Origin of the sequence: Micromonospora sp. CPCC 206061, assembly GCF_036906915.1 — a bacterium.
GTDB lineage: Bacteria > Actinomycetota > Actinomycetes > Mycobacteriales > Micromonosporaceae > Phytohabitans.
In genome coordinates, this window is sequence record NZ_JBAKHX010000010.1 from 20,918 (window position 1) to 34,352 (window position 13,435).

Below are 13,435 nucleotides of genomic sequence, written 5' to 3' on the forward strand. Positions count from 1 at the left end.
ACAAGGGTTGGTGATCGGGGACCCGCCGCGTCACGTCCGTGTACAAGCTTGGAGGCTTGCTCCGTGTTCAGCCGCATCGCCATCGTCAACCGGGGTGAGGCCGCCATGCGGCTCATCCATGCCGTTCGCGAGCTGAACGCTGAGACGGGGGCCTCGCCGATCGAGACCATCGCCCTCTACACCGACGGCGAGCGGGCCGCGACGTTCGTGCGCGAGGCCGACCACAGCTACTGCCTAGGCCCCGCCTCGGCCCGCCCGTACCTCGACCACGCGGTCCTCGCCCGGGCGCTGGCCGAGACGGGGGCGGACGCGGCGTGGGTGGGTTGGGGGTTCGTCGCCGAAGACCCGGCCTTCGCCGAGCTGTGCGAGAAGAACGGGATCACCTTCATCGGCCCCAGCGCCGAGGCGATGCGCAAGCTGGGCGACAAGATCGGCTCGAAGCTGATCGCCGAGGAGGTCGGCGTACCGGTGGCGCCCTGGAGCCGCGGCGCCGTGGCCGACCTCGACGCCGCTCAGCGGGCGGCGGACGAGATCGGCTACCCGCTGATGCTCAAGGCGACCGCGGGCGGCGGCGGGCGGGGCATCCGGGTCGTACGCAACGCGGTGGAGCTGGCCGAGGCGTACGAGCGCACCAGCCTGGAGGCGCAGCGCGCGTTCGGCAGCGGCGTCGTGTTCCTGGAGCGCCTGGTCACCGGCGCCCGGCACGTCGAGGTCCAGGTGATCGCGGACGGCCAGGGCACCGCGTGGGCCTTGGGGGTACGCGACTGCTCGGTGCAGCGGCGCAACCAGAAGGTCATCGAGGAGTCCGCCTCGCCGGTACTGGACCCGCAGCAGGTGCGGGAGCTGAAGGCGGCCGCCGAACGGCTCGCGCTCGCGGTCGACTACCGGGGTGCCGGCACGGTCGAGTTCCTCTATCACCCTCGCGAGCGCCTGTTCGCCTTCCTGGAGGTCAATACGCGCCTGCAGGTCGAGCACCCGATCACCGAGATCACCACCGATGTCGACCTGGTCAAGGCCCAGTTGCACGTGGCCGCCGGCGGCCGGCTCGGTGGCCAGATCCCGACCGAGGTCGGGCACGCCGTCGAGGCGCGGCTGAACGCCGAGGACCCCGACCGAGACTTCGCGCCCGCGCCGGGCCGGATCGTGCGCCTGGTGCTGCCCAGCGGGCCCGGCGTCCGGGTCGACACCGGCGTCGGCCAGGGCGACGTGATCCCGGCCGACTTCGACTCGATGATCGCCAAGATCATCGCGTACGGCCGCACCCGCGAGGAGGCGCTCGGCCGGCTGCGCCGCGCCGTCGCCGAGACCACGGTGATCATCGAGGGCGGCGCGACGAACAAGAGCTTCCTTCTCGACCTGCTCAACGAACCCGCGGTGATCGACGCGAGCGCCGACACCGGCTGGATCGACCGGGTCCGCGAGGAGGGCGGCCTCGTCTCGACCAAGCACTCCGGCGTCGCACTGGCCGCCGCCGCGATCGAGGCGTACGAGGACGAGGCGTTCGTCGAGCGGCAGCGGCTGCTGTCGACCGCCCATGGCGGTCGCCCGCAGGTGCAGCACGAGAGCGGCCGGCCGATCGACCTCAAGCTGCGCGGCAGCACCTACAAGGTACGCGTCGCGCAGGTCGGGCCGCACCGGTTCCGCATCGGGATCGGACAGTCCTCCACTGTGGACGCCGAACTCGACAGGTTCGACGAGCACACCGGCCAGCTGCTCATGCACGGTCAGCGGTTCCGGCTGGTCACCGACACCCACGGGCCGATCCATCTGGTCGAGGTGGACGGCATCACGCACCGCGTCGGGCGCGACGAAGGAGGCGTGGTGCGCTCCCCCGCGCCGGCGCTGGTCGTCGCGACCCCGATCCAGGTGGGCGACGAGGTCGAGGCCGGTGCCCCGGTACTCGTGCTGGAGAGCATGAAGATGGAGACCGTGCTGCGCGCACCGGTCAAGGCGCTGGTACGCGAGTGCCTGGTCTCCGTCGGCAGTCAGGTGGCCACCGGCGCCCCGCTGCTGCGCCTCGAGCCGATCGGTGACGGTGCCGCGGTCGAGGCCGCCCAGACGCAGGCGGTTGACCTGAGCCTGCCACCGGAGCCGGCCGACCTGTCCGCCGAGCAGCGGGTGGCGCGCGGCATCGCCGACCTGCGCAGCCTGCTGCTGGGCTACGACGTCGACCCGCACGACGAGCGCCGGGTGCTGTCGGACTACCTGGCCGTACGGGCGCAACTGGGTCACGCTCCCCTCGAAGAAGAGGTCGAGCTGCTGCAGGTGTTCGCCGATCTGGCCGAACTCAGCCGCAACCGGCCCGCCGGTGAGGAGACCAACGCCGACAACCGCGTGCACAGCCCGCGCGAGTACTTCCACGCGTACCTGCAGAGTCTCGACGTCGACCGGGCGGCGCTGCCGGACACCTTCCGTACCCGGCTCGCCCGGGCGCTCGCCCACTACGGCGTCGAAGGCTTCGAGCGCACGCCCGCCTTGGAAGAGGCCGTGTTCCGCATCTACCTCGCGCAGCAGCGGGCCTCGTCGGACGCCTCGGTGATCGTCACGCTGCTGCGGGAGTGGTTGACCGAACCCTTGCCGACCACGCGGCTGCGCGAGGTCGTCGGGCAGGCGCTGGAGCACCTCGTCTTCGCCACCCAGCTGCGGTTCCCGGCCGTCGGCGATCTGGCCCGCGGCGTGGTGTTCCGCTGGGCGGCCCAGCCGTTGCTGCGCCGCAAGCGGGCCGAGGTGTACTCGAACGTGCGCGGTCACCTGCGCTACCTCGACGACAACCCAACCGCACCCGACCGTGCCGAGCGGATCGCGACGATGGTCGCCTCGCCGGAGCCGCTGGTTCGCCTGCTCGCCCAGCGCATCGGCAGGCCAGGAGCCGATCACGGGCCGATGCTCGAGGTGCTCAGCCGCCGCTACTACGGCTACCGCGGCACCACACAGGCTCGCTGCGTCGAGGTGGACGGGCAGTCGCTGTTCACCACCGAGTACAACCGCGACGGCGAGCGGTTCCGGCTGATCGCGACGGCCGCGGACATCAGCGAGCTGCCCGCGGCACTGGCACAGGTCGCCGAACTGTCCACTGCGGACGGTGTCGCGGATCTTTACCTGACGTGGCCCGACCAGCCCGACCCCGACGCGATGGCCGCGACGCTGCACGAGAGCCTCGATAGGGTCGGGCTGCTCACGGTGCTGGCGCGGGTCACGGTCTCGGTCGCCGGGCGCACCGGCACCGCGATGCACCACCATTTCACCTTCCGCGCGGGCCTGGGAGAAGACCGGCTCATCCGCGGGCTGCACCCGCTCATCGCCCAGCGCCTCCAGCTGCCTCGGCTGCGCGACTTCACCCTGACCCGGGTGCCGTCGGCAGACGAAGAGGTGTACGTCTTCCACTGTGTCGCCCCGGACAACCCGGCCGACGAGCGGCTCGCCGCGATGGCGCAGGTGCGTGACCTGACACCGCTGCGCGACGGCGACGGGCGCATCATCGCGCTGCCCGCGATCGAGGGCGCCCTGGCCGCCTGCCTGGACGCGATCCGCGCCGCGCAGGCGCGGCGCCCCAGGGAAAAGCGGTTCGACACGAACCGGATCACCATCTACGTCTGGCCGCTGAACGAGCTCAGCATCGACGACCTGAACTCGGTCGCGCACCGGCTGCTGCCGATGACCGCCGACGCCGGCCTGGAGGAGGTGCTGTTCCTCGGCCGGCAGCGCGACCGGAACACCGGCAAACTCGTCGACATCGCGGTGCGGATCTCCTACGACGCGGGCATGCGGGTGACGATCACCGAGCCCACGGACGAGGCGATCCAGCCGCTCGACGACTACCGCCAGAAGGTGCTCGTCGCACGCCGGCGCGGCGCCACCTATCCGTACGAGCTGACCGAGATGCTGGCCGGCTCGAGTGGCAGCTTCGTCGAGCACGACCTCGCCGAAGACGGTGCGCTGGTGCCGGTGCAGCGACCCAAGGGCCAGAACCGCGCCGGCATCGTCGCCGGCGTGGTCAGCACACCGACCGAACGCCACCCCGAGGGCGTCACCCGGGTGGTGCTGCTCGGCGACCCCACCAAGTCGTTGGGCGCGCTCGCCGAACCGGAGTGCGCACGGGTGATCGCGGCGCTCGATCTGGCCGAGCGGATGGGCGTGCCGGTGGACTGGTTCGCGCTGTCGTCCGGAGCCCGCATCTCGATGAGCTCGGGCACCGAGAACATGGACTGGGTGGCCGCCGCGCTCAAGCGGATCGTGGAGTTCACCCAGGCCGGCGGCGAGATCAACATCGTGGTCGCGGGGATCACCGTCGGCGCCCAGCCGTACTGGAACGCCGAAGCCACGATGCTCATGCACACCAAGGGCATCCTCGTGATGACCCCGGACTCGGCGATGGTGCTCACCGGCAAGCAGTCCCTGGACTTCTCTGGCGGAGTGTCCGCGGAGGACAACTACGGCATCGGCGGCTACGACCGGGTGATGGGCCCGAACGGGCAGGCCCAGTACTGGGCACCGGACCTGCGCGCCGCCTGCGACGTCCTGCTGGCGCACTACAACCACACCTACATCGCCCGCGGTGAAAGCCAGCCGCGCCGCGCCGCCACCAGCGACCCGACCGACCGCGACGTACGCGACTACCCGCACGCGGCGCCCGACAGCGATTTCACGACCGTCGGCGAGATCTTCTCCTCCGAACGCAACCCGGACCGCAAGAAGCCGTTCGACATCAGGGCCGTGATGCGCGCCGTCGCCGACCAGGACCACCCCATCCTGGAACGCTGGGCCGGCATGGCCGACGCCGACACCGCGGTGGTTCAGGACGTCCACCTCGGCGGCTTCCCGGTGTGTCTGGTCGGCGTCGAGTCCCGGTCAGTGCCCCGGCGCGGGTTCCCACCCACCGACGGCCCCGACACGTACACCGCGGGCACCCTGTTCCCACGCTCGTCGAAGAAGGTCGCCCGGGCCATCAACGCGGCCAGCGGCAACCGCCCACTGGTCGTACTGGCCAACCTGTCCGGCTTCGACGGCTCACCGGAGTCGATGCGGCTGCTGCAGCTGGAGTACGGCGCCGAGATCGGCCGGGCGATCGTCAACTTCCGCGGCCCGATCGTGTTCTGCGTCATCTCCCGCTACCACGGCGGAGCCTTCGTGGTGTTCTCGAAGGCACTCAACCCGGCCATGACCGTGCTCGCCGTGGAGGGCTCGTTCGCCTCCGTCATCGGCGGCGCACCCGCCGCGGCCGTGGTCTTCGCCGGTGAGGTCAAGGCCCGAACGGCCAAGGACCCGCGGGTAGCCGACCTCGAGGCGCGCGCGGGCGCGGCGAGCGGCGGCGAACGCGCCGCCCTGCTCCAACGCCTGCAGGACGTCCGCGCCGCGGTGCGGGCCGAGAAGCTTGGCGTGGTGGCCGCCGAGTTCGACGCCGTGCACAGCATCCAGCGCGCGGTCGAGGTCGGCTCGGTCGACGCCATCATCCGGTCCGAGCAGCTGCGTCCGGAGATCATCGCGGCGATCGAGCGCGGCCTCGCCGGCACGTAGCTGTCAGACGCCGCCGTGCCCGGTCGACCGACTAACCTGGCCTGATGATCGACACCGACGCCGCCGAGGTTGCCACGGCCTTCCGCGCCGAGGCCGCCGCGCTCAGCGCCGCGATGCGCGCGGTACCTTCGGCAGGCTGGGACCGGCCGACGTGTTGTCCACCATGGACGGTCAGGGACGAGTTCGCGCATACCGCCGTGGCGGTCTCTCGAACCCTGGAGATGCTCGCCCTGCCCGCGCCACCCGGCCCGCCCGTCACCGCCGCCGGATACTTCGTCGCGGACCGGCGCTTCGACCAGGCGGTGGACGCCGCGCGGGTCGACAGCGCCCAGCAGTTCGCCGCCGGCCAGTCCAACAACGAGCTGGTCGACTGGTTCGACCGGCAGTGGCGCGCCGTCGTCACCGCGGCCGGCGGCGTACCCGGCGACCGGTTGGTCACCACCCGCCACGGCGACCCGATGCGCCTGACCGACTTCCAGGTCACCCGGGTCTTCGAACTCGCCGTCCACGGCATCGATCTCGCGGACGCGCTCGGCGCGCCGCCGTGGCTGACCCCCGAAGCCGCCGACATCGTGGACGGGCTGCTGCTCGGCTCTCGCGCGCCGCAGGCCCGCCAGGTGCTCGGCACGGACAGCGCCGGCCTGATCCGTTACGCCACCGGCCGTACCCCGCTGACGGCCACCGACCGCGACAACCTCGACCAGCTCGGCATCACCTGGCTGACGCTATCTCCATAGGCGCTACGCCCCGTCGACCTCGGGGGCCGCGCATCGGGAGCCGAAGCCGGGTCACCGGTGCCCAGGACGGCCCCAGAGCCTCAAACGGTGGCCCCATCCACCATTCGGATCAGTCCACGTCGGTGAGGCGGCCGTCTCGCATGTGGACGGCGCGGTCGCAGCGTGCGGCGATGTCGGCGTCGTGGGTGGCCATTATGAGGGTCGTGCCGTGCTCGTCACGCAGGCTCAGCAGCAGATCGACGATCGCGGTGCCGGTCTGGCTGTCGAGATTGCCGGTGGGCTCGTCGGCCAGCAGCAGGACCGGTTGGTTGATGAGCGCGCGGGCGATGGCCACCCGCTGTTGCTGCCCGCCGGACAGCCGCGACGGCAGGGCAGAGGACCGGTCGGCGAGCCCGACCATCGCCAGCAGCTCCCGCGCGCGGGCGGCCTTGTCGAAGTCGGTGCGGAACGGAATCAGCGGCGCCATCACGTTGTCCAGGGCGGTAAGCGTGGGCAGCAGGTGGAATCGCTGGAACACGAACCCGATCCTTCGCCGGTACGCCGCCAGCGCCCGGCCGGACAACCCGGTAACCCGCTCTCCGGCGACGTCGATGACGCCCTCGTCGCTTTTTTCGATGGCGCCGATGAGGTGCAGGAGCGTGGACTTGCCCGAGCCGCTCGGCCCGGTCAACGCGACGGCGGTGCCGGCGGCGAGCGAAAGGCTGACGTCGTCGACGGCCACCAGCGGCGCGCTCCCGGGCAGCGGGAAGCTCTTTCGCACGCCCTTCAGACACACCAACGCCTCGGGCGATGTCCGGTCCATCGTGGTCTTCATCCCTCGGCGAGCAGTTGGGCGGTGGGCAGCCGGCGGAGCATCGCGATCGGCACGACAACCGATACGGCGGAGACGGCGATACCGAATGCCAGGGCGGCCACGGCACACCACACGATCGCAGCGGTGATCCCGCCGACGAAGGCCGCTGCCGCACCGAGGCCGGCCGCGGCACCGAGGGTGCCGCCGATGACACCCATGCCGACGGCCTCGATGACGACCAGGCGGTGCAGGACGGAATCGGTCCAGCCGACGGCGCCGAACAGGGCGAACTCGGCGGCGCGTTCGGAGATGTTGAGGTAGAGCACGTCAGCGACGGAGACGATGCCCAGCACGATGGTGACCGCTACGGCCACGTAGTCGACGGTGCGGGCCTGGAGGGTGACGGCGTCACCGAGCAGGGTGCCGGTGACCGCCCCGCGGAAGGCGAACGTGATCGCCAGCAGCATCGTCAGCGCGGCGACACCGATCATCAGGCTCATCGCGCCGAGCAGGGTGCGACCGGGCGTGCGGACCAGGTTGGCCAGGGCGAGGGTGGCCACCCGGCGCGGGGCCCGCCGGCGCACGGCGAAACCCAATACGGCGGGGCGGACGGTCTCACCGGGATCGGGGCGGGCGGCCCGCCAGGCCGGCCAGCCACCGGCGAGCAGGGCGAGGGCCACTGCCGCGGGAATGGCGAGCAGTGTGTGGCTCCACGTGACGTTCAGCCCCAAGGCCAATGCCAACGCGAGCGCGAGAACGGTGCCCGCGACGCCCGCGGCGAGGCCGATGCCGGCAATCTCGGTGAACATCAGTTGTGCGAGTTGCCTTCGGTTCCATCCGAGGCAGGCGAGGATGCCGAACTCGCTGCGTCTGGCGCGGATGGCGGCGGTGTTGGCGTTGAGCACCGCCAGCGCGCACACCGCGAGTACCAGGATGGACAGCAGCACGCTCTTGCGGTCGGCCGCGCTGACCAGCACCGCCGCGACGCCCTTCTGCACCCACGGCTCGGCCACGGCGAGGTCGGGCCGCCCGTAGTTGCCCGCGGGATAGTGCACCGTCACTCCGGTGGGCGACGACCCGAGGGTGATGTCGACCTGGAGGCCGGTGCGGCGCGCGATCTCCTCCGCGATCACCCGTACCCGCTCCCGGGAGACCGCGTCGATGCCCACGTCTCCGCCAAGCCGGACCCGCACCACACTGATCGGCGCGGCGGTGTTGAGCTCGTATTCGGGATAGGAGGGTTCGGTGGTGTAGGCGCCGGGGTCGAAGATGGACGGCAGCGCCGCCATCGTGGTGAGCATCAGCGGTGGCTGGCTCAACAGACCGGTGACGTTCGCGTTCGGCGACAGTCGCTTGCCGCCCAACGCCTGCCGCGACGCCTCGTCGGCGCCTTCGGCGCCCGGGTTGAAGTAGGTGTCCATGGGCACCGCCGACAACGCGCCGCCCAGCGATACCTTGGCCGGGTCGAAGGTGCCCACCGCGCCGAGCGCGGCATCAGGCATCTGGACCTCCCCCGGTTGGACCTGGTACCCGTGGGCGGTGTTGCGATGGATGGCGACACCGCTGCGCACGCTGGTGTCGGCGAACTCCATCGGAACGTAGCGTGACGACCCGCCGTCGTCGGCACCCTGGCCCCAGATCTTCAGGTCGTACGGATCCGGCTGAGCACTCAGACCGTCGCCCGCCTGCTCCGTATTCGCCGGCCCGACGGTCCAGAACTGGTGGAGCCACATGGTGTTCGAGGTCGCCAGGTCGTACTCGACGCCCAACTCCCCCGGGTGCAGCATCCGGTCGACCATGTTCCGGTAGGGTTCCTCGATCGATGTCGACCGCTGCGCGACCGGCGTGCCGGGCTCGTCGCCCAGGGCGGCTCGTAGGCGCTGGTCGTCCGAGGAGGTGCGAACCAGGTCCGCCGCGCCCGGGTCGAGCCGCCGCACGTCGACGTTGAGCGTCGCGTCGACCTGGGGCTGGTCCGCGATCAGGATCGGTAGCTTCGCGTAGGGATACGGCATCCCCTCCAGGCGATGCGCCGTCGGCGCCTCGGCCGGGGTGAAATACCGGCCCGAGGTGACGGCCCGGTCCAACCCCGCGAGCGCGGCCTCCGAGTCGGGGTCGATCGCTGCCATCAGGAACGGCACCGTCCACACCAGGGTGACGACCGGGCGCATCGCCTTCCCCTCCCGATCCGTCGACCCAGCACCGCCGACGCACGTCAACGACGACCGGGCTCGTAGATCCGTCGGTTGGAGCCAGTCCCGCTCGCCGATGGACGCCGCCACCGGGCAGATCCTCACCCGCTGGCCATCGGCGTCGACCTCCTCTGGCGGCGGCAGTCCCCCGCCGCTTTTCAGCTCGCTGTTCGGCACCACATCCAGCCGGTTACGCGTCACGTAGAGATACGCCGGCCCGTCCGGGATCCGGCTCAACCCCGCGTCCGTCACCCAGGTCGGCTGCACCCGCAGCACCTGGCGCTCCGCGGTCGGGTCGAGCACATCCGACAGGTCGATCGTCACGGGCACGGTCCGCATCACGTACCCGATCACGGAGACCGGCGCCGCGACGGACACATCCCGCGTCGCCTGGATCTCCCGCCACTGGTCAACGGTGATCCCGCCGCGCATACCAGCCAGTTGACCCGATTGGACCAGATTGCGCTGCTGCTCCAGCGGCAGCACAGCGTCCTTGGGACGCACCAGCAGGTCGTACACGGGACGGTAGTTGGCGGTCACGGTGCCCACAGTGTCCAGACGCGAGGTCACCGCGGCGCCGGTGAGCAGCGTGAACCCGGCCACCGCCACGGCGATCATCGACAACAACGCCAGCGATCGGCGCAGCCGCACCCGCCACTGCGACAGAGCCATCCCGAGCACTACGTCACCACCCGCCCACGCCCCGGCATCCTAATGCCCTTCAACATGCTGCCGCCGGCCGGACATCTGTCCGGCCGGCGGCAGCGGCGGTTCGACGATCAGCAGCAGCCACCGCGCCAGCTCACGGATGGCGCGTCGCAGTAGTCCGCCGTGTTGGCGTAGCAGCGAACCTGACCCGCGACCACCTTGTTGTAGTAGTAGTAGCAGAAGGGCCCGCCGCACCCGACGTAGGCGCGCGTGCAGACGTTGCACGCCGATGCCTTGGCCCTCGGCAGCAGCCTGGCCAGCAGCCTGTCGCCCAGCCTATTGATGCTCGCCATGTTCGTTCCCCTTCCCCGTCGGTCCGACGGTTTGTCGGCACAGGTCACGGTGTCATCAGCCGCTACCGATCCACTAACGGTGCGCTAACGCCGGTGCCCGTGCGAATCATGCTGACCAGCCGGCCGATCCGCTGACCGGGTACGACGCCGAGTTCCGCGGCCAGGATGTGGCACAACTGGTCGTGGACGGCCAGGGCGGACGCGACGTCGCCACGCCTCATGTGCGCCTCGATGAGATGCTCCCAGGCTCGCTCCCGGTAGGGCCACTGGCGTACGAGAGGCTCCATCGCGTCGATGACGGCGTTGTGGTCGCCGAGTACCAGCTGCGCCTCGGCGAGATCCTCCATCGCCCGCCACCTGCGCTCGTCCAGCGACGCCGCCACGACCGCCACCCCCGCGGACCCGACGTCGACGCAGGCGTTCCCCCGCCACAGCCGCAGCGCCGCGGAGAGCGACGCGACCCGCTGCTCGGCCCCCTCCGGAAGCCGTACACCCGCCCCGCGCCGCGTCAACTCGTCGAAGCGCGCGAGATCGGTCGACGTGCGGTGAGCGCACAACACGTAGCCCGGTGGGCGGGTCTGCAGTACGTTCACGGCGTCCTGCCCGCCGAGCCGCACGAGGCTCTGCCGCAGTGCGGAGACATGGCCCTGCAGCTTCGTCGTTGCCGTCATCGGTGGGTGATCGTCCCAAATGACCTGGACGAGACGGCTGACGCCGACCACCGTGCCGAGATTGAGGGCGAGCGTCGCCAGCAGCGCCCGCTTTCCCAAGCCGCCGATGGCCATCGGCTGGCCCTCGACGGTTACCTCGAGCGGACCCAACAACGACACCCGAAGCGACGTATCAGCGTTCACGTTCACATCGCCGCCCTCGTTGCGAGAGCATCGTCATAGCCGGACGCTTGGAGACGGAACAGCTCCGCATAGCGCCCTCCCGACGCCATCAGCTCATCGTGACTGCCCTGTTCGAGAATGCGGCCGCCGGACAGCACAGCGATGCTGGTGGCCTCCCGGACGGTGTTGAGGCGGTGAGAGATCAGCAGGCTGGTGTGCGTGCGGCGCAACGACATCAGCCGCCGGTTGATCTCATGCTCGGTCGCCACGTCGAGTCCCGACGATGGCTCGTCGAGGATCAACAGGTCAGCGCCCTCCCTCAAGGCGGCTCGGGCAAGCGCGAGCCGCTGCCACTGCCCGCCCGACAGCACCACGCCGACCCCGGGCACATCCCCATCGCTGAAGGCTCGCGTCAGCATGGTGTCGTACCCGTTGGGAAGATTGCCTAGTACCGAATCCATGTCGGCCGTGGCGGCCGCCGCACGCACCCGCGCGCGGTCGTCTATCGCGCTGATGTCGCCGACGGCGATGTTGTCATGGGCGGAAAACTCGTACGTCATGAAGTCCTGGAACGTTGCCCCGACGCGCGCCCGCAGGGACGCCGGGTCGACGGTGGTGATATCGACGCCATCCCACCGGATGACGCCCCGGGTAGGAGTGTGGAAGCCACAAAGCAGCTTGACCATTGTGGACTTTCCAGCACCGTTGTCGCCCACCAGCGCGAGGGATGAGCCACGGGGAATCCGCAACGTGACACCGCGCAGGACCCAGTCGTGATCGGGAGCGTAACGAAACCACACGTCGTCGAACTCCAAGCCTCGCTCCAGCGGCGGCACGGCGGGCAGCGGCTTGGACCGCGGCGCCTCGCGGATCACCGCGGTGATGTCGACATAGTGGCCGAACATGATGAAGGTCTCGCCGAGCATCGCTATCTGACGGACCAGACCGGACACGGACATCTGCAACGCGGCCAATGCCGCGATCACGACCATCAGGTCACCGACGGTGCCTTCTCCGTCCGCAATCCGCGCGACGAAGAAAGCCAACGCGACCAGCGATACGACGCCGGTCAGCGTTGCCAGCGCGCTGTCCACCCACAATGCCAGACGGTCCTGGTGGCGCTCCTGCGCCTGGGCCGCTCGCAGCTCGCGCAGGAGCCGACCCTGGAAGAACGTGCCAAGCCCGAACAGCCGGATCTCCTTAGCGGCCCGCATGTCGAGCAGGAGAGCGGCGTAGAAGTTCTGCCGACGAAACATCGGCACGGTGCGTTCCAGCATCGCTCCCCGCATCCGTGCGAGGCGGATCTGGGCCACGAGCGTGGGCGCGGCAGCGAGCAGGACCAGCGCGCCCGCCAAAGGAGACCAACGCACCAGCGTGACGCCGAAAGCCACCACGGTTATCGTCTCCTGCCCGATCGCCAGGACCATGCTGTTGAGCTGGGTCGGCGCGAAGCGGCTCGCTTCGTGGGCGAGCCGAAGCCGATTATGAAATGAGCTGTCCTCCAACTCCGTCAGACCGGGATGCGCCGACACCGCGGCGAACAACTCCTGCTGCGTGCGTATCGTCACGCGCCGCTCCGCATCTCGCTGCGCGTATTGAGAGACGTGCAGGATGACGGGCGACACGACGGCCAGTGCGCCGAACCCAACGACACCAGCCCAGATCATTGATCGGTTGTCGGCGGAGAGTCCATCGACGAGCGCTCGCGTGAACCAGGCGGTGGCCACAGCGGCCAGGCCACCCACCACCATGATCACGATGCTCACCGCCGCGGCCCAGGGCGCGGCGCCGAAGTAGATACCGAACGCGCGACGCATTAACGATGCCGACCGCCTCATTGGCTGCTGAATACCTCGCTCAGCTCGTGACCGCGCGCCACCAACCGTCCGTCGGCGCCGAACATCAGGAACGCCGGGGTGCCCTGCACCTGGAAGGTCGTCATCGCCGCGCTCGTGTCGCCTTCGGTGACGAGTAGGCCGGCCTTGCTCAACATCGGGGCAAGCTCGTCGGTCGCGCCTTCGCCCACGGTAAGGAAGCTGACCACCCGCACACCCGCACGGCCGATCTCCTCCGCGCGGTCGGCCAACGCCTCAGCCTGGGCCGGACAGTGCCGGCAACCTGCGGAGAAGAACCCGATCAGTGCCGGACTGCCCGCGATGTCGGCGCTGGAGACCAGGCCGTCCGATGACACGAACTCCGGCACCGCGGCGCCAAGCTGCAGCTCCGACGCGGGCGGCGTCGTCATCTCGATGAGCTTCGTCTCGGTCTCGCGTAGCCGCCTGATGATCGCGGCACTCAACACGAGATCGACGAGGACGAGTGCTGCCAGCAGCGCGACAGCGATGGAGAGATACAGCACAGTGTCTCC

General features: G+C 70.2%; 8 protein-coding genes. 2 read left to right on the plus strand and 6 right to left on the minus strand.

All coding sequences use genetic code 11. From position 1 onward, the window contains the following. Nucleotides 1-63 precede the first annotated feature (63 nt). Both V6V89_RS10465 and V6V89_RS10470 read left to right on the plus strand, forming a co-directional pair. The gene (locus V6V89_RS10465) at nucleotides 64-5,514 is read left to right on the plus strand and encodes an ATP-binding protein (protein ID WP_334618832.1); all 5,451 of its coding nucleotides are present in this window, start codon (nucleotides 64-66) and stop codon (nucleotides 5,512-5,514) included. 44 nt (nucleotides 5,515-5,558) lie between these two features. After that, a complete protein-coding gene (locus tag V6V89_RS10470; protein ID WP_334618833.1) occupies nucleotides 5,559-6,251 on the plus strand; it encodes a maleylpyruvate isomerase family mycothiol-dependent enzyme in 693 nt (230 codons plus the stop codon). Between the two features lie 109 nt (nucleotides 6,252-6,360). Here the strand turns inward: V6V89_RS10470 and V6V89_RS10475 are convergent, their stop codons facing one another. The 6 genes from V6V89_RS10475 to V6V89_RS10500 form a co-directional block, all read right to left on the minus strand. Continuing rightward, on the minus strand, nucleotides 6,361-7,053 hold the full coding sequence (locus V6V89_RS10475; RefSeq protein ID WP_334618834.1) for an ABC transporter ATP-binding protein: 693 nt from the start codon (nucleotides 7,051-7,053) through the stop codon (nucleotides 6,361-6,363). 8 nt (nucleotides 7,054-7,061) lie between these two features. Beyond that, nucleotides 7,062-9,905, minus strand: coding sequence for an ABC transporter permease (locus V6V89_RS10480; protein WP_334618947.1), 2,844 nt, complete (start codon nucleotides 9,903-9,905; stop codon nucleotides 7,062-7,064). Nucleotides 9,906-10,012: 107 nt separating this feature from the next. Continuing rightward, nucleotides 10,013-10,234, minus strand: a complete 222-nt coding sequence (locus V6V89_RS10485) for a hypothetical protein (RefSeq protein ID WP_334618835.1) — start codon at nucleotides 10,232-10,234, stop codon at nucleotides 10,013-10,015. A 62-nt stretch (nucleotides 10,235-10,296) separates the two neighbouring features. After that, nucleotides 10,297-11,088 (minus strand): AfsR/SARP family transcriptional regulator, encoded by a 792-nt coding sequence (locus V6V89_RS10490; RefSeq protein WP_334618836.1) that lies wholly within the window; start codon nucleotides 11,086-11,088, stop codon nucleotides 10,297-10,299. A gap of 2 nt (nucleotides 11,089-11,090) precedes the next feature. Beyond that, nucleotides 11,091-12,884 carry an ABC transporter ATP-binding protein gene (locus V6V89_RS10495; protein ID WP_334618837.1) on the minus strand — a complete coding sequence of 598 codons (1,794 nt, stop codon included), beginning with the start codon at nucleotides 12,882-12,884 and terminating at the stop codon, nucleotides 11,091-11,093. A gap of 17 nt (nucleotides 12,885-12,901) precedes the next feature. After that, a complete protein-coding gene (locus tag V6V89_RS10500) occupies nucleotides 12,902-13,426 on the minus strand; it encodes a peroxiredoxin family protein (protein WP_334618838.1) in 525 nt (174 codons plus the stop codon). Nucleotides 13,427-13,435: the final 9 nt, after the last annotated feature.

Excerpts from the sequence above, each read along its gene's own strand:
- V6V89_RS10470 (WP_334618833.1), top strand. The coding sequence starts at position 5,559 with ATGATCGACACCGACGCCGCCGAGGTTGCCACGGCCTTCCGCGCCGAG.
- V6V89_RS10485 (WP_334618835.1), bottom strand. The coding sequence starts at position 10,234 with ATGGCGAGCATCAATAGGCTGGGCGACAGGCTGCTGGCCAGGCTGCTG.
- V6V89_RS10480 (WP_334618947.1), bottom strand. The coding sequence starts at position 9,905 with ATGGCTCTGTCGCAGTGGCGGGTGCGGCTGCGCCGATCGCTGGCGTTG.
- V6V89_RS10495 (WP_334618837.1), bottom strand. The coding sequence starts at position 12,884 with ATGCGTCGCGCGTTCGGTATCTACTTCGGCGCCGCGCCCTGGGCCGCG.
- V6V89_RS10475 (WP_334618834.1), bottom strand. The coding sequence starts at position 7,053 with ATGGACCGGACATCGCCCGAGGCGTTGGTGTGTCTGAAGGGCGTGCGA.